We start from the raw sequence: 16,402 nt of genomic DNA on the forward strand, positions 1-16,402 counted from the left end.
ATGAGGTGAGCCGAGGTCATTCCGTTGACCACAGCGGGAAGATAGGGCAAATGCCCCAGCCACCCTCTCAACCGACAGCCCGATGAGCGCCGGACCCGTGATCCGGCGGGCGACGGGCGGCGCGACGGCGCTGCGTGGCGGCCGTGTGTGGCACCCCAGCCCCTACCTGGTCTTCGGCGGCCTGTTCTGGCTGGTGATGACGCTGGCCTACTGGCGGTTCCCGCTGTGCTGCGACGCCGGGCAGCACGCGGCGGTCGTCGAGCGCCTCAAGGACGACCTGCTCCACCCGGCCCACCCGATGGCGGACCTGCCGGGCGCGGGCAGTCCGTACTACGGGCCGTACGCGGTCACCCAGGGTGTCCTCGCGCGGCTGACGGGGCTGTCCGGCTGGGAGGTCGTACGGCTCGCGGGGCCGGTGCATCTGGTCGTCCTGCTGACGGGGATCGGCCGTTTCGTGCGGGGCCTCACCTCCCGCCCGTGGGCGCCGGTCCTCGCCCTGCTGTTCACGACGCTGCTGTGGGGCACCTCGCGGCTCCGGTGGAGCGGTTACCTGGGGCTGCTGTCGATGGCGGCGAACCTCGGCTATCCGTCGACGTTCGCCATCGGGCTGACCTTCTGGGCGTGGGCACTGACGTACCGGCGTGCCGGTGAGCGCGGGTCGGCCGTCAGGTTCGTCGGTCCCAGCGGGTTCGGCGGGTGGTGGGGGTACGCCGGGATCGGCGCCCTGTACGGCCTGATCCTGCTCACCCACCCGGTCACGGCCGTCTCGGCGGGGACCGGCGCGGTGGCGATCGTGGCGGCGCGACAGCGTGCCTGGCGCCGGCCGGTCGTGGCCCGCTGGGCCCTCGCGGCGGCGGCCTGCGGGGCGGTCGCCCTCCTGTGGCCGTACTACGACGTCCTGACGCTGGTGGGCGACACCGCCGTGGACGCGATGCACCGCCGGCTGTACGAGGAGATGGCGCTGAACAGCTGGCTGGCGCTGCTCGGCGCGCCCGCGCTGTGGGTACGCGGCCGCCGCTCGGCGCGTGACCCGCTGGTGCTGATGTTCGTACTGGAAGGCCTGGTGGTGGCCTACGGCTGGGTCAGCGGGCACTACACGTACGGCAGGGCCCTGTGGGCGGCGCTGGTACCCCTGCAGTTCGCCCTGGCCGTGGAACTGGCCGCGCCGCGGCCGTGGGGGCGGGCGAGGAGGGTACTGGGCGGGGCGGTGGCCGTCGGGGCCTGCGTCGGGTTCCTCACCGTGCACGCCGGGGTGGTCGTGCCGCGCTCGGTGGACCCGGTCGGGTTCACGCGGCCGGCGCGCTGGCCGACCTACGAGTGGGCGGCGCGGTACATCGGGCGGGGCGAGGTGGTGATCACCGACGGGTACTTCGCCGGCCACGCCCTCGCCGGGTACGGGCCGAACCTCGCCGCGCCCCTCTGGCCCGACCCCGCGCTGGACGAGCGGGAGCGGAAGCGGCGGGCCGCCGACGTCCGCGCCTTTCTCGCCCCCGGCTCGACCCGCGCCGAGCGTGCCGCCGTCGTCCGCCGCTACCACGTGCGCTGGCTGCTGCTGACGCGCCGGCACCCGGTGCCCGAGGAGGCCGTGGTGGTGGCGTTCAGCACGCGGACGGGGGAGGTGCTGGCGCGGGTCGGGGGGTGACCCGTGGGGATTGCTCGATCTGCTCGTGTCTACTCGATGACGAGTTCGACGGGGATGTTGCCGCGGGTGGCGTTGGAGTAGGGGCAGACCTGGTGGGCCTGCTCGACCAGCTTGCGGCCGGTCGCCTCGTCCACGGTGTCGGGCAGCTCGACGCGGAGGGTGACGGCGAGCGCGAAGCCCTCGCCCTGCTTGCCTATGCCGACCTCGGCGGTCACCGCGGCGTCGCTGACGTCGACCTTCGCCTGGCGGCCGACGAGACCGAGGGCGCTGCCGAAGCAGGCGGCGTAACCGGCGGCGAACAGCTGCTCCGGGTTGGTGCCCTGGCCGTTGCCGCCCAGCTCCACGGGCATGCCGAGCGCGAGGTCCAGCGTGCCGTCGGAGCTGACGGCGCGTCCCTCGCGGCCGTGGGTGGCGGTGGCGACAGCGGTGTAGAGCGCGTCCATGGAAAACCCTTCCCTCTCACGTCACGTTCCGGCGGCCCGTTCCGGCCGCCTGACACCAGAGAGTAGAGCACACAATTCAATTGCACGCAATCGAATTGCGGACACGGGCTATCCTGGAGCCATGAACGAGCCCCGGACACCCACCACCGCCACCGTCCCGCCGGCCGGGGACTGGCTCAGCCTCGACCAGCAGATCTGCTTCTCCCTGCACGCGGCCTCGCGCGCCTTCAACGGCGTCTACCGCGTGCTCCTGAAGGACCTCGGGCTGACCTACCCGCAGTACCTGGTGATGCTCGTGCTGTGGGAGCACGGCGACCTGCCCGTGAAGAAGCTCGGCGAACACCTGCGCCTCGACTCCGGCACGCTCTCTCCGCTGCTCAAGCGGCTGGAGGCGGCCGGGCTGGTGCGCCGTGAACGCAGCACCCGCGACGAACGGTCGGTCGAGGTCCGCCTGACCGGGGAGGGCGCCGCGCTGCGCGAACGGGCGCTTGAGGTGCCGCGCCGGATCACCGCCGCGACCGGCTTCGACATCGACGAGATCCGCGATCTGCGCACCCGCCTCGACGAACTCACCACCGCGCTGGACGCGGCCGCGCTGTCGGAGGCGTCGGGACGCCCGTAGGGCCATCCAGGCTCCGCGGCCTGCTTCACTGATACCCGACGGGCAACCGACGAGGGGACGACCGCACATGACCTGGCTGATCACCGGCGGCGCCGGCTACATCGGCGCGCACGTGGTACGGGCGATGACCGAGGCGGGCGAGAAGGCGGTGGTGTACGACGACCTCTCCACCGGGATCGCCGAGCGCGTGCCGGACGGGGTGCCCCTGGTGACGGGCTCCACCCTCGACGGCGACCGCCTCGCGCGCACCCTCGCGGAGCACGGCGTCACCGGTGTCGTCCACCTCGCGGCCAAGAAGCAGGTGGGTGAGTCGGTGCACCTGCCCCTGCACTACTACCGGGAGAACGTCGAGGGCCTGCGCGTCCTGCTGGAGGCGGTGACGGCGGCCGGGGTCGCGTCCTTCGTGTTCTCGTCCTCCGCGGCGGTGTACGGCATGCCGGACGTCCACCTGGTCACGGAGGAGACGCCCTGCGCGCCGATGAGCCCGTACGGCGAGACGAAGCTGGCCGGCGAGTGGCTGGTACGGGCGACGAACCGGGCCACGGGCCTGTCCACGGCATCGCTGCGCTACTTCAACGTGGCGGGCGCGGCGCGCCCCGAGCTGGCGGACGTCGGCGTCCACAACCTCATCCCGATGGTCTTCGAGAAGCTCACGGAGAACGCACCCCCACGCATCTTCGGCGACGACTACCCGACCCCCGACGGCACCTGCGTCCGCGACTACATCCACGTCGTGGACCTGGCGGAGGCCCACGTGGCGGCGGCCCGCGCGCTGGTGTCCTCCCCCGGCCGTGACCTCACCCTGAACATCGGCCGCGGTGAGGGCGTCTCCGTCCGCGAAATGATCGACCGCATCAACGCCCTCACCGGCTACGACCGCCCCCCGACCGTCGCTCCCCGCCGCCCCGGCGATCCCGCCCGCGTGGTCGCCTCCGCCGACCGCGCCGCCACCGAACTGGCCTGGAAGGCGAAACACGACGTCCAGGACATGATCACATCGGCGTGGCAGGGCTGGGTACGACTGCATCCGGAGGCGGCACGGGACTGACCGCGCCGGTCACGCAAGTGGCCCGTGCCACCGATTCCCCCCGCATGCGGCGTGCCCTCGGCTCCGCCGTCTGGGCACCGCGGACGACCTCCTCCCATGAGGGAGCCGTGCGCGCCGCGATCGACCTCGGCGGCGACACCGACACCGTCGCGGCGGTGACCGGCGGGCTCGCGGGGGCGGTGCACGGCATCGGCGCCGTGCCCGAGCGCTGGACCGAGCCCCTGCGCGTCCCGCTTCCGGGGTTCGGCGGACGGGTGCCGCGCACGGCGGACCTCGCCCGGCTGACCGGGCGGCTGAGCGCCTGAGCGCCCGTCCCCTGGCGCCCCGGCACCCGGCTCACAGCACCCCGCCCCCGACACCCCGGCGGCCGGGCTCACAACGCCTTCAGCGCCTCCGTGGTCGCCCTGGCCAGTGCTGCCAGGTATCCCTTCGGCAGCTTGGGGCTGCGGATCACGACCGAGCGCCAGTAGAGCGGGCCGGAGATCAGGTCGAGGGCCAGTTCCTCGTCGATGCCCGGGCGGACCTCCCCGCGTCGCTCCGCCGCCGCCACGATGCCGCTGGCCACACCCTCCTGCCCCTCGCGGAGGGCCTTCTGCAGGGCCTCCGCGATGTCCGGGTTGCGGGCCGCCTCGGCCTGGAGGTCGGGGATGATCTGCGAGGCGACGGGGTGGCGCAGGGCGCGGGACGTGACCTCGTACAGCAGGCGCAGGTCGCCCTCCAGGGTCCCGGTGTCCGGCGCGGGCAGCCCCTGCACCGCGATCGCCGAGACCAGGTCGAGCACCAGGTGCAGCTTGGAGCGCCAGCGCCGGTACACCGCCGTCTTGCCGACGCCCGCCCGGCGCGCGATCCCCTCGATGGACATCCGCGCGTAGCCGACGGCCGCGAGTTCCTCGAAGACGGCCGCCCGGATGGCTTCCGTCACGTCCTCCCGCAGTACGGCCGCCCCCGCGGGTGCCCGGCGGCGCGGACGCGGCTGGGGCTCGTCGGCGTTCGTCGTCATGCGGACCAGCATAGAGCGTTACGACGAAACGGTTGCGTTCCGACGCTCCATCGTCCTACGCTCGCGTTGCGACGATACGGTCCCGTCCCGACGTAAGAGAACGTGAAGAGTCACGTAAGAAGACGTCGGCGGCACACTCCAACACCCCCGACACCCCCCGAGCGAAAGCAGCGGATGTGAGCCAGGCCCTCCACACACCGCCCCCGGTACCGGTGACCCCGGTCCCGGCCGACCACGACCTCGCGGCGCTCGCCGCCCGCCACGGCCTCTCGGTCAGCGGCGCCCGCCCCTCCCTGCCGGAGTACGTCCGCCAGCTGTGGGCGCGCCGCCACTTCATCACCGCCTTCGCGACGGCCAAGCTCACCGCCCAGTACAGCCAGGCGAAGCTGGGCCAGGTCTGGCAGGTGATGACGCCCCTGCTGAACGCGGCCGTGTACTACTTCATCTTCGGCGTGCTGCTGGGCACCAAGCACGGCGTTCCGGACTACGTCCCGTTCCTGGTCACGGGCGTGTTCATCTGGACGTTCACGCAGAGCTCGATCATGGCGGGCACCCGGGCGATCTCCGGCAACCTCGGCCTCGTGCGGGCCCTGCACTTCCCGCGCGCCGCGCTGCCGCTCTCCTTCTGCCTGCAGCAGTTGCAGCAGCTGCTGTTCTCGATGGCCGCCCTGATCGTGATCCTGCTCTGCTTCGGCGTGCCGGTCGCCGCGTCCTGGGTGCTGGCGCTCCCGGCGCTGGTGCTGCAGTTCACGTTCAACGCGGGCGTCTCGATGATCATGGCCCGGATGGGCGCGAAGACGCCGGACATCGCCCAGCTGATGCCGTTCGTGCTGCGCACCTGGATGTACGTCTCGGGCGTCATGTGGAGCATCGACAGGCTGACCCAGCGCGACCACCTGCCGCGCGTGGTGACGGTCCTGCTGGAGACCAACCCGGCCGCCGTCTACATCGACCTCATGCGCTTCGCGCTGATCGACAGCTTCCGCTCCAGCCAGCTCCCCCCGCACGTGTGGGCGGCGGCGGTCGGCTGGGCGGTCCTCGCCGGCGTCGGCGGCTTCATCTACTTCTGGAAGGCTGAGGAGACGTACGGCCGTGGCTGAGCACACCACCGAGAAGATCCCCACCGTCATCGCCGACGGCGTCGACATCGTCTACCGCGTCAACGGCACCGGCGCCGGACGCGGCTCCGCGACCGCCGCCCTCAACCGCATCCTGCGCCGCAAGCAGGCCGAGAAGGCGGCGGGCGTCCGCCGGGTGCACGCGGTGAAGAACGTGTCCTTCGTCGCGTACAAGGGCGAGGCGATCGGCCTGATCGGCACCAACGGCTCCGGCAAGTCCACCCTGCTGAAGGCCGTGGCCGGGCTCCTGCCCGTCGAGAACGGCCGCATCCACACCAACGGCCAGCCCTCCCTGCTCGGCGTGAACGCCGCCCTGATGAACGACCTCACCGGCGAGCGCAACGTCCACCTCGGCGGCCTGGCCATGGGCATGTCCCGCGAGCAGATCAGGGAGCGCTACCAGGAGATCGTCGACTTCTCCGGGATCAACGACAAGGGCGACTTCATCACCCTGCCGATGCGCACCTACTCCTCCGGCATGGCCGCCCGCCTGCGCTTCTCCATCGCCGCCGCCAAGGACCACGACGTCCTCCTCATCGACGAGGCCCTCGCCACCGGCGACCGTTCCTTCCAGAAGCGGTCGGAGGAGCGCATCCGCGAACTGCGCAAGAGCGCGGGCACGGTGTTCCTGGTCAGCCACAACAACAAGTCGATCCGCGACACCTGCGACCGCGTGCTGTGGCTGGAGCGCGGGGAGCTGCGCATGGACGGGCCGACGGAGGAGGTCCTGGAGGCCTACGAGGCGTTCACCGGCGGAGCGGACAAGGCGGCTGCGGCCAAGCCGAAGCCCAAGCCGAAGGCCAAGGTCGCCCTTCCCTCGTGAGGCGCAGCCGCACTTAACCCTTTCATCGCATTGGTGCCACTATGACCGAATAAGCGTGCCCGCAGTGCCGAAGGCGCGACGAAGGTGAAGGAGCCCCCGCGATGCCCGAGACCCCCGTCCTCAGCGTCATCGTCCACGGCCCCAACACCCAGGACCACCTGACCGGACTTCTCGACTCCCTGGACGCCCACCCCCTGCCCGACACCGAGGTGATCGTGGCCGCGGTCGGCGCCTGGGCCCGGGAGACGGCCGAGCGGCACACGCCCGCGTTCCAGGTGGTGCCCCTGCCGGACGGGACGAGCGACGCCGAGGCCCGGGCGGCGGGGGCGGCGCGGGCTTCCGGCCGCTGGCTGCACTTCGTGCACGCCAAGGACGGACTGCCCGCCGGCGCCCCGCACACGGTCACCGAGCGCCTCGCCGAACTCCCCGAGGCGGTGGACGTCCTGCTCCTGGACCACGTCCGCAGCACCTGGCAGGCGTCCGCCCTGCCCTCCCGGGACGGCCCCCTCCTCGCCCGCGCCGGCCGCGCCGACCTCACCCTCGACGAGCGCGCGTCCCTGCTGCGCCTGACCCCGCTGCTCGGCACCCGGGTCGTCCGTGCGGGGTTCTGGCGGACACACGAGCGGCTGCTCACCACGGACGACGAGCCGTTCGCCGCGTACGCGGCCCTCCTCCTCGCCGACCGCGTCGCCTGCCTGCCCCACCCCGCCTACGAGGACCGCCGGCTGCGGCCCGAGAGCCTCCCGCCGCTCACCGCGCGGGAGTACTACGCCCTCGTCGACCGCTACGAGACCCTCCTCGACCTCGCCAGGGGCCGCCCGGCCACCCACGCCGTCCTGTACACCGTCATGGTCCGCGACTGCCTGCGCACCTTCGCCCGCGGCGGCATGCCGGACCCGGTGGCGCGGGAGTTCTTCCGCCGGGCGTCACTGGCGGCACTGCGCCGGCGCCCCGACGGCTACCAGCGCCCCGCCGGCCTCGAAGGCATCCGCCGCTCACTCCTCGAAGAGGGCGCCTACACCAGGTACCGCGCCTTCCAGGTCGCCAACCGCACGCGCCGCGCCGTCAGATCGGCCGTGCGGACCCGAAGACGCCAGGCCGGCGTCAAGGTCCGCGACCACCAGTACCGCCAGGCGCTGAGCCGCCCGGTCGACCCGGACCTGGCCGTCTTCTCCGCCTACTGGGACCGCGGAGTGGCCTGCAACCCGGCAGCCATCGCCGCCAAACTCGCCGAACTGGCCCCGCGGATCCACCCGGTGTGGGTGGTGACCGCGAAGAACGCGGTACTGCTCCCGCCCGGCACGGATCACGTCGTCCCCGGCACCCGCCGCTACTGGGAGGTGCTGGCCAGGGCGAAGTACCTCGTCAACAACGTCAACTTCCCGGGCGCGGTGGTCAAACGCCCGGACGCCGTCCACGTCCAGACCCACCACGGCACCCCGCTCAAGCGCATGGGCCTGGACCAGATGCAGTTCCCGGCCGCCGCCCAGGGCATGGACTTCCGGGCCCTGCTGGAACGCGTCGACAAGTGGGACTACAGCGTCTCCGCCAACAGCCACACCACCCGCATGTGGGAGCGCGCCTACCCCGCGCGCTACGTCTCCCTGGACTACGGCTATCCGCGCAACGACGTCTACTACACGGCCGGCGCCCAGGACATCCGCGCGATCCGCGAACGGCTCGGCATCGCGCCCGGCCGCAGGGCCGTCCTCTACGCCCCCACGCACCGCGACTACGAGGCCGGCTGGACCCCGCGCCTCGACCTCGCCGCCCTGGCCGACCGCCTGGGCGAGGACACCGTCCTGCTCGTCCGCGGCCACTACTTCTACGCCGGCGCCGCCTCCCCCCTGACCGGCCTGCGCCGCACGGGCCGCATCCTCGACGTCTCGTCCTACGACCCGGTCGAGGAGCTGTGCCTGGCGGCGGACGTCCTGGTCACCGACTACTCGTCCATCATGTTCGACTACGCCAATCTCGACCGCCCGATCGTGATCCACGCCGACGACTGGGAGACGTACCGCACCACCCGCGGCGTCTACTTCGACCTCATGGCCGAGGCGCCGGGCCCGGTGGCCCGGGCCCAGGAGGAACTGGCGGAGATCCTCACCACGGACGCCTGGCGTGACGAAGGCGCGGCAAAGGCGCGGGCCGCCTTCCGCCGCCGGTTCTGCGAGTACGACGACGGACGCGCCGCCGAACGTGTCGTACGCCGGGTCTTCCTCGGCCAGGACGAGGAGTCGCTGCCGCCGGTGCTCCCGCTCGATGCGCGCACGCCGGCCCCGAGCCCCCAGGAGGCCGTATGACCCCCGACCCGCGCCCGGACGTCACCGTGACGGTCATCGTCTACAACGACGCCGAACGCCTTCCCCGGGCCGTCGCGTCCGTCCGGCGCCAGACCCACGAGAACATAGAGATCATCATCAGCGACGACCACTCGACGGACGGGACACCGGCGGTGGCACGGGCGCTGGCGGCCGAGGACCCCCGCATCGTGCACCTCCGCCTGGCGGAGAACAGCGGCGGCTGCGGTGTCCCGCGCAACCGGGCCGTGGAGATCGCCCGGGCGCCGTACCTGATGTTCCTCGACAGCGACGACGAACTTCCCGAACGGGCCGTCGAGTCGCTGCTCGCCGCGCACCGCGAACGCGAGATCGACTTCGCGATGGGCGCGGTGCAGCGGGTACGGGAGGACAACGGCCGCCGCTCCGTCTGGATGCCGCACCTGGTGGCCGAGCGCCGCACCGTCGAGGGCATCGCGGCCGACCCGCGACTGCTCTTCGAACACCTGGCGACCAGCAAGATGTACGCCCGCGCGTTCCTCGACCGCCACGGTCTGCGCTTTCCGGAGGGCATCCACTACGAGGACCAGCTGTTCTCGGCGCAGGCGTACTGCCTGGCGAAGGCGTTCACGATCGTCCCGGAGCCGGTCTACCGCTGGTACGTGGCGCCGTACGCGGCCCTGGACACCGCCTCGATATCCAACCAGCGGCACAAACTCACCAACGTCCGCGACCGGATACGCGTCCAGCACCTCATCGACGCCTTCCTCGTCGAGAGCGGGCACGAGTGGCTGCGCGAGGACAAGGACCACAAGTTCCTCAAGCACGACTTCCGGATGTACGCCGGGGACCTGCCGTACCGGGACGACGAGTGGCTGGCGTCCTTCGCGGACCTCGTGAACCCGTACCTCGCGACGCTCGCCCCCGGCGCGTACGCCCGCCTCCCGCGCGCGGAACGCGTCGTCCTGCGGCTGATCCGCGACCGCCGCTTCTCCGACGCGCGTCTGGCGGCCCGGGGCCTGGGCCACGGCGTGGCGCCGAGGGCGGTGACGACGGACGCTCAGGGGCGGACGTACTGGGGGGACCGAGTCCCGTCCTCGGACGAGGCGCGCCGCGAACTGGACATCACCGACCTCGACCTGGACACCCGCCCCTTCCCCGACGCCCGGTTCCGCCATGAGATCACGCGGATCGCGCGGGGCCCGGGAGCCTCCGTTGACCTGACCGTCCGGACGTACGACCCGGCCCTGCGCCTCCCGGTCGGCCCGCACCGGGCGACCCTCCTCCTGACCCCCGGCCGACGCCGCCTGAGGGTCCCCTTCCGTCTCTGCCCCGTCCGCCCCGGCGTCTTCGAGGGCCACGTCCGCCTGGACCTGGCGGCGGCACTCCTCCCCCTCCACGGCTTCGACGGCGTACGCCACCCCGTCCTCCGCCTCGAACACCAGGGCCTGGCCCACACGGGCCTCCTCCTGGCCCCCCTGGTCTTCCCCTCGCTCACGGCCCGCGTCGAGTACCACGCCGGCGCGGCCCCCCACCAGGTCACCGTCGAACCGGAGGGCCACGGTCCGGGCCGCCTCCAGGTGCGGTGGCAGCCCGTGGGCGTGACGGCGAGGGTGATACGGCCGGTGGCCCGGAGGGTGGCGCGGCCGAGGGTGAAGAGAGCGGCGCGACTGGTGGCGAGCGTCCTCAGGTAGGGGCCGCTCAGGCAGGGGGCGCGGCTCAGGGCTCGGCGTGCTGGAAGACCCAGGTGCGGTAGACCAGGAACCGGAAGGCGGAGGCGAGGACGATCGACGACGCCTTCACGGCGTTCGACTCGATCGGCCCGTGCAGTCCCAGGCCGTGGTACCCGAGGTAGAACAGGCCGCTTTCCATGGCGACGCCGATTCCGCTGAAGACGAAGAAGAGCGCCACCTGGCGCCGTGTGCGGGACGCCCTGTCCCGGTAGGTGACATACCGGAAGCCGAGGTAGTTGGTGCCCATGGCGACGAGGCTGGCCGGCACCGTCGCGACCATGGCCGACCGGTGCAGGCTGTGCAGAAGCACGTTGAAGACCAGGAAGTTCACCGCGACGCCGCTTCCGCCGACGATCGCGAACGTCACCAGTTCGAGGACCACGCGCTTCAGCGGTCGCTTCACCGGCGGGGCGGGAGCGGCCACTCGCTCCTCGGAGAGGTTCACTGTCACATCTCAAGCCATATCCGCAGACAGTAAGTCCTTCCCTCGATTCCCCCTAGGGCACGCCATGAAGAAACGCCCCGAGCCTTGCGGCCCGGGGCGCCCTCAGGTGTCGTACGGCGTGTCGTACGCGCCGGCGTACGGCTACGAATGCGTCCGCAGCAGCGTCCGCATCGTCCGCATCGCCACCGACAGGTTGGCGAGGTCGAAGGTTTCCGAGCTCTGGATCTCCTCCAGGGTGGTGCGGGCCCGGCCCAGGATCGCCGCGTTCTTCTGCTGCCACAGCGTGAAGCGCTGCTCGGGCGTCGACGATCCGTTGCCCACCGCCAGGACATCGGCCGTGAGCGCCGCGTGCGCCGCGTACAGGTCCTCGCGGATCGCCGCGCGGGCCATGGACTGCCAGCGGTCGGCGCGGGGCAGTTCGATGATGCGGTCCATGAGCTGGGTGATGCGCAGCCGGTCGGCGAGGTCGTAGTAGACCTCGGCGACGTCCAGCGGCTCCTTGCCCATGCGGTCGGCCACCGAGACGATGTCGAGCGTCGGGAAGGCCGAGGAGAACCCGGCGACACGGGTGGCGAGCTCGTCGGGGACGCCGGCGCCGGTCAGCTCGTCGTGGATCTTCTGGTACCACTCCAGGTCCGCGCCGCGCAGCAGTTTCGGCAGCTGCGACCAGACCTGCTCGACACGTTCGGCGAAGAAGTCGACGGTCTCGGCGAGCCGGAGCGGCTGCGGCCGGTTGTTGAGCAGCCAGCGCGTGCCGCGCTCGACCAGGCGGCGCGAGTGCAGCCGGATACGGGTCTGCACGGCGGCCTCGACCTTGTTGTCGAGCGCCTCGACCCCGTCCCACACCTCGGCGGAGCGGAAGATCGCGCGGGCCGCGGTCTGCGCCCGGACGATCTCCTCCAGCGACGCGCCGGTCTCCTCGCGCAGACGGTGCAGGTACGTCGTACCGCCCGTGTTGACCGTGTCGTTCACCAGGACGGTCGTGGTGATCTCGCGGCGCAGCGGGTGGCCGTCGATACGCTCGGGGAACTGCTCGCGCAGCGCGGTCGGGAAGTAGCAGTGCAGCAGGCCGCGCAGGTACGGGTCGTCGGGCAGCGAGGTGTGCAGCAGCTCCTCGGCGACCGTGATCTTCGTGTACGCCAGCAGCACGGCCGTCTCCGGACCGGTCAGGCCCTGCCCCTGGCTGAGGCGCTCGCGGATCTGGCGGTCGGTGGGCAGGAACTCCAGGGCCCGGTCCAGGTGCCCCTCGCGGACCAGGTGGCGCATGAAGCGCTGCTGGGCGTGGAGCATGTCCTTGGACTGGGCGAGCGCGTTGGCGATCGCGGTGTTCTGCGCGTAGTTGTTGCGCAGGACCAGGCTGCCGACCTCGTCGGTCATCTCGGCGAGCAGCTTGTTGCGCTGCTTGACGGTCATGTCGCCGTCCTGGACCAGGCCGTTGAGCAGGATCTTGATGTTCACCTCGTGGTCGGAGGTGTCCACACCCGCGCTGTTGTCGATGGCGTCCGTGTTGATCTTGCCGCCGTGCCGCGCGAACTCGATCCGGCCGAGCTGGGTCAGGCCCAGGTTGCCGCCCTCACCGACGACCTTGACGCGCAGGTCCTTGCCGTCGACGCGGATGGCGTCGTTGGCCTTGTCGCCGACGTCCGCGTTGGACTCGACGGAGGACTTGACGTACGTACCGATGCCGCCGTTCCACAGCAGGTCCACCGGTGCCTTCAGGATCGCCTTCATCAGGTCCGCCGGGGTCATCTTGGTGACCTTGCCCTCGATGCCCAGGGCCTCGCGGATGTGCGCGTTGACGGGGATCGCCTTGGCCGTACGGGGGAACACCCCGCCGCCGGCCGACAGCAGCTCGGTGTTGTAGTCGGCCCAGCTGGAGCGCGGGAGCTCGAACAGGCGGCGGCGCTCCGCGTAGGACGTGGCCGCGTCGGGGTGCGGGTCGATGAAGATGTGCCGGTGGTCGAAGGCGGCGACCAGGCGGATGTGCTCGCTCAGCAGCATGCCGTTGCCGAACACGTCACCGGACATGTCGCCGATGCCGACGACCGTGAAGTCCTCGGCCTGCGTGTTCACGCCCAGCTCCCGGAAGTGCCGCTTGACGGACTCCCAGGCGCCGCGGGCGGTGATGCCCATGCCCTTGTGGTCGTAACCGGCCGAGCCACCGGAGGCGAAGGCGTCACCGAGCCAGAAGTTGTACTTCTCGGCGACCTCGTTGGCGATGTCCGAGAAGGTCGCGGTGCCCTTGTCGGCGGCGACGACGAGGTAGGTGTCGTCCTCGTCGTGCCGGACGACGTCCGGCGGGGGCACGACCTCGCCGGCCACCATGTTGTCGGTGATGTCGAGCAGCGCCGAGATGAAGGTCCGGTAGCTGGCGATGCCCTCGGCCATCCACGCGTCGCGGTCGACGCTCGGGTCCGGCAGCTGCTTGGCGACGAAGCCGCCCTTCGCGCCGACCGGCACGATGACGGTGTTCTTCACCATCTGCGCCTTGACCAGGCCGAGGATCTCGGTCCGGAAGTCCTCACGCCGGTCGGACCAGCGCAGACCACCGCGCGCGACCTTGCCGAACCTGAGGTGCACGCCCTCGACGCGCGGCGAGTACACCCAGATCTCGAACGCCGGACGCGGTGCCGGCAGATCGGGGATGGCCTGCGGGTCGAACTTCATGGCGACGTAGTCGTGCCGCTTGCCGCCGGCCGCTTCCTGGAAGAAGTTGGTGCGCAGGGTCGCCTTGATGACGGTGAGGAAGGACCGCAGGATCCGGTCCTCGTCGAGGCTCGCCACCTGGTCGAGGGCCGCGTCGAGCTCCTCCAGCAGGGCGTCGACGATCTCCAGGCCGGCGCGCTGCCGGTCCGGCGACATCCGCGCCTCGAACAGGGAGATGAGCAGCCGGGTGGTGTGGACGTTGTTGCGGAGGGTGTCCTCCATGTAGTCCTGGCTGAAGGTGGACCCGGCCTGGCGCAGGTACTTGGCGTACGCGCGCAGCACCATCGCCTGCCGCCAGTGCAGCCCGGCGCTCAGCACCAGGGCGTTGAAGCCGTCGTTCTCCGCCTTGCCGGTCCAGGTGGCGGCGAAGGCGTCCTGGAAGCGCTCGCGGGCGTCGTCGCCGAAGTAGTCCCCGCTGCCGTTCTGCGACCTGGGCATGCGCAGCCCGAAGTCGTAGATCCAGGCGATACGGCGGTCCGAGCAGCGCAGCTCGTACGGCCGCTCGTCCACGACCTCGACGCCGAGCCGGTTGAGGACCGGCAGCACGGCGGACAGGGAGACGGAGTCGCCCTTGCGGTAGATCTTGAAGCGGCGCTCCTCCGGCGCGGCGCCCACCGGTTCGTAGAGGCTGAGCGCGAAGTCCTTGCCGTCCTCATCGCTGAGCTCTTCGAGGTGGACGAGGTCGGCGACCGCGGAGCGCGGGCTGTGGTCCGCCTTGTACCCCTCGGGGAAGGCGTTGCCGTACCGGCGCAGCAGTTCGGCGGAGCGCTCCTCGCCGAACTCGGCGTTCAGCGCCTCGGCGAATCCGTCGGCCCAGGAGCGGGCGGCCTCGACGAGACGGGCCTCGATGCGCTCCTTGTCGGCGTCGGACAGCTGCGGCAGCTCGGTGCCCGGCGGGACGCGGACCACGAAGTGCAGCCGGGAGAGGATCGACTCGGTGTTCCAGGCGGTGAAGTCGACGCTGATGCCGCCGAGTTCTTCCTTCAGGATGTCGATGATCCGCAGACGGACGCCGGTGGTGTAGCGGTCGCGGGGCAGGTAGACGAGGGCGGAGTAGTAGCGCCCGTACTCGTCCTGGCGCAGGTAGAGGCGGAGCCTGCGCCGTTCCTGGAGGTAGAGGACGGAGGTGACGATGGACCGCAGCTCGTCGGCGGGGGTCTGGAACAGCTCGTCGCGCGGGTACGTCTCCAGGATCTGCAGCAGGTCCCGCCCGTCGTGGCTGTTGGGCGAGAACCCGGCGCTCTCCAGGACCTCCTCCACCTTGCGCCGGATGACGGGGACCCGGCGCACGGACTCGGTGTACGCGGCGGAGGAGAACAGACCGAGGAAGCGCCGCTCACCGACGACATTGCCGTCCGCGTCGAACTTCTTGACGCCGATGTAGTCCAGGTACGACGGCCGGTGCACGGTCGCGCGGCTGTTGGCCTTGGTCAGGACGAGCAGCTTGTGCTCACGGGCCTTGGCACGGGCGTCGGCGGGCAGCCGCTCGAAGGACGGGCTGACGGGGTGACTCTCCTCGTCCGCGTGGTGCGGGTCGGAACGCAGGATGCCGAGGCCGGTGCCGGGGACGGCGGCGAGGGAGTCGTCGCCGTGCAGCTGGTACTCCCGGTAGCCGAGGAAGGTGAAGTGGTCGTCGGCCAGCCAGCGCAGCAGCTCACGGGCCTCCTCGACCTCCGGTGGCCGCAGGTCGGCGGGGGCGGGCTCCTCAGGGAGCACGTCGGCGAGGCGTACGGCCGCCTCCCGCATCTTGGTCCAGTCCTCGACGGCCTCGCGGACGTCGGACAGGACGCGCATCAGGTCGGCGGTGATCTGCTTCAGGTCGGCACGGTCGGTCTCGCGGTCGATCTCGACGTGGATCCAGGACTCCACGTGCGCGTCGTGCGGGAGGGCTCCGTCGGGCCGGGTGGTGAGCAGTTCGACGAGCTTGCCGGTGACGTCGCGCCGCACCAGGAACTGCGGGTGGATCACGACGTGGATACCGCGCCCCTGCCGGGTCAGCTCGTTGGTCACGGAGTCGACGAGGAAGGGCATGTCGTCGGTGACCACCTCGACGACCGTGTGGCTGCAGGTCCAGCCGTTCTCCTCCACGGTCGGGGTGTGGACCCGCACGCTGGCCGTGCCCTGGGGGCGGTTCTCGGCCAGCCGGTAGTGCGAGACCGCGGCGCCGAAGACATCGACCGGGTCACGGCCGGCGAGGTCCTCCGGGGCGGTGTGCAGGTAGTAGCGCTGGAGGAACGCGAGCACGGATTCGCTGTCCGGGGTGTCCGGGGTGCCCTCGCTCGTCGTCCCAGTCGGTAGGTGCCCCCCGACCGGGCTGTTCTCAGCTACCCGGGCGGCCCGTTCGAGCAGCTCGGCCTTGGCTTCGTCCAGCTTGGTCTGCATTGTCCTCTGGCTCCTGTCGCGCGCCGTTGCGTGACGTTGAAGGAAGTACGGTCTCCGGCCTTCCGACGTACCGTCGTGACGCGGGGTGTCCGGTCTGTTTCGACGCTATGCCGCAAGGTGAGATGAGCGGGGAAATATGAGCCACTTTTGAGCTGTCCCGC

At 71.3% G+C, this 16,402-nt stretch carries 11 protein-coding genes and 1 pseudogene; 8 read left to right on the forward strand and 4 right to left on the reverse strand.

Going from position 1 to position 16,402, the window contains the following annotated elements:
- The first annotated feature begins 82 nt into the window (after nucleotides 1–82).
- Nucleotides 83–1,642, forward strand: coding sequence for a hypothetical protein (locus NW895_RS19470; protein WP_289936985.1), 1,560 nt, complete (start codon nucleotides 83–85; stop codon nucleotides 1,640–1,642).
- Nucleotides 1,643–1,671: 29 nt separating this feature from the next.
- Here the strand turns inward: NW895_RS19470 and NW895_RS19475 are convergent, their stop codons facing one another.
- A complete protein-coding gene (locus NW895_RS19475) occupies nucleotides 1,672–2,085 on the reverse strand; it encodes an organic hydroperoxide resistance protein (protein ID WP_289936986.1) in 414 nt (137 codons plus the stop codon).
- Nucleotides 2,086–2,206: 121 nt separating this feature from the next.
- Between NW895_RS19475 and NW895_RS19480 the strand changes: the two genes are divergently transcribed.
- From NW895_RS19480 to NW895_RS19490, 3 genes and pseudogenes are all read left to right on the forward strand, one after another.
- Nucleotides 2,207–2,707 (forward strand): MarR family transcriptional regulator, encoded by a 501-nt coding sequence (locus NW895_RS19480; RefSeq protein WP_289936987.1) that lies wholly within the window; start codon nucleotides 2,207–2,209, stop codon nucleotides 2,705–2,707.
- 67 nt (nucleotides 2,708–2,774) lie between these two features.
- Nucleotides 2,775–3,755 (forward strand): UDP-glucose 4-epimerase GalE, encoded by a 981-nt coding sequence (gene galE, locus NW895_RS19485; protein WP_289936988.1) that lies wholly within the window; start codon nucleotides 2,775–2,777, stop codon nucleotides 3,753–3,755.
- A 56-nt stretch (nucleotides 3,756–3,811) separates the two neighbouring features.
- A pseudogene (locus tag NW895_RS19490) lies at nucleotides 3,812–4,060 on the forward strand (ADP-ribosylglycohydrolase family protein); the annotation flags it as partial.
- A gap of 68 nt (nucleotides 4,061–4,128) precedes the next feature.
- On the opposite strand, the gene NW895_RS19495 reads toward NW895_RS19490, so the two are convergent.
- A complete protein-coding gene (locus NW895_RS19495; protein WP_289936989.1) occupies nucleotides 4,129–4,767 on the reverse strand; it encodes a TetR/AcrR family transcriptional regulator in 639 nt (212 codons plus the stop codon).
- 164 nt (nucleotides 4,768–4,931) lie between these two features.
- Between NW895_RS19495 and NW895_RS19500 the strand changes: the two genes are divergently transcribed.
- The 4 genes from NW895_RS19500 to NW895_RS19515 all read left to right on the forward strand — a co-directional run bounded on the left by NW895_RS19500 (nucleotide 4,932) and on the right by NW895_RS19515 (nucleotide 10,669).
- Complete coding sequence (locus tag NW895_RS19500) at nucleotides 4,932–5,855, forward strand: ABC transporter permease (protein ID WP_289936990.1); 924 nt, start codon at nucleotides 4,932–4,934, stop codon at nucleotides 5,853–5,855.
- On the forward strand, nucleotides 5,848–6,696 hold the full coding sequence (locus NW895_RS19505; RefSeq protein ID WP_289936991.1) for an ABC transporter ATP-binding protein: 849 nt from the start codon (nucleotides 5,848–5,850) through the stop codon (nucleotides 6,694–6,696). Before NW895_RS19500 ends, NW895_RS19505 begins: the two co-directional genes overlap by 8 nt.
- Nucleotides 6,697–6,797: 101 nt before the next feature.
- Entirely contained in the window at nucleotides 6,798–8,999 is a 2,202-nt protein-coding gene (locus NW895_RS19510; RefSeq protein ID WP_289936992.1) for a CDP-glycerol glycerophosphotransferase family protein, read from the forward strand.
- Nucleotides 8,996–10,669 carry a glycosyltransferase family 2 protein gene (locus NW895_RS19515; protein ID WP_289936993.1) on the forward strand — a complete coding sequence of 558 codons (1,674 nt, stop codon included), beginning with the start codon at nucleotides 8,996–8,998 and terminating at the stop codon, nucleotides 10,667–10,669. Before NW895_RS19510 ends, NW895_RS19515 begins: the two co-directional genes overlap by 4 nt.
- A 25-nt stretch (nucleotides 10,670–10,694) precedes the next feature.
- Here the strand turns inward: NW895_RS19515 and NW895_RS19520 are convergent, their stop codons facing one another.
- Together NW895_RS19520 and NW895_RS19525 are read right to left on the reverse strand one after the other, a co-directional pair.
- A complete protein-coding gene (locus tag NW895_RS19520) occupies nucleotides 10,695–11,159 on the reverse strand; it encodes a GtrA family protein (RefSeq protein ID WP_289936994.1) in 465 nt (154 codons plus the stop codon).
- Between the two features lie 135 nt (nucleotides 11,160–11,294).
- The gene (locus tag NW895_RS19525; RefSeq protein ID WP_289936995.1) at nucleotides 11,295–16,241 is read right to left on the reverse strand and encodes an NAD-glutamate dehydrogenase; all 4,947 of its coding nucleotides are present in this window, start codon (nucleotides 16,239–16,241) and stop codon (nucleotides 11,295–11,297) included.
- Nucleotides 16,242–16,402 lie beyond the last annotated feature (161 nt).

Source organism: Streptomyces sp. S.PNR 29, assembly GCF_030386795.1.
GTDB lineage: Bacteria > Actinomycetota > Actinomycetes > Streptomycetales > Streptomycetaceae > Streptomyces.

Coding starts and splice junctions, on each gene's coding strand:
- NW895_RS19525 (WP_289936995.1), bottom strand. CDS start 16,241: ATGCAGACCAAGCTGGACGAAGCCAAGGCCGAGCTGCTCGAACGGGCC.
- NW895_RS19495 (WP_289936989.1), bottom strand. CDS start 4,767: ATGCTGGTCCGCATGACGACGAACGCCGACGAGCCCCAGCCGCGTCCG.
- NW895_RS19470 (WP_289936985.1), top strand. CDS start 83: ATGAGCGCCGGACCCGTGATCCGGCGGGCGACGGGCGGCGCGACGGCG.
- galE (WP_289936988.1), top strand. CDS start 2,775: ATGACCTGGCTGATCACCGGCGGCGCCGGCTACATCGGCGCGCACGTG.
- NW895_RS19475 (WP_289936986.1), bottom strand. CDS start 2,085: ATGGACGCGCTCTACACCGCTGTCGCCACCGCCACCCACGGCCGCGAG.
- NW895_RS19510 (WP_289936992.1), top strand. CDS start 6,798: ATGCCCGAGACCCCCGTCCTCAGCGTCATCGTCCACGGCCCCAACACC.
- NW895_RS19480 (WP_289936987.1), top strand. CDS start 2,207: ATGAACGAGCCCCGGACACCCACCACCGCCACCGTCCCGCCGGCCGGG.
- NW895_RS19515 (WP_289936993.1), top strand. CDS start 8,996: ATGACCCCCGACCCGCGCCCGGACGTCACCGTGACGGTCATCGTCTAC.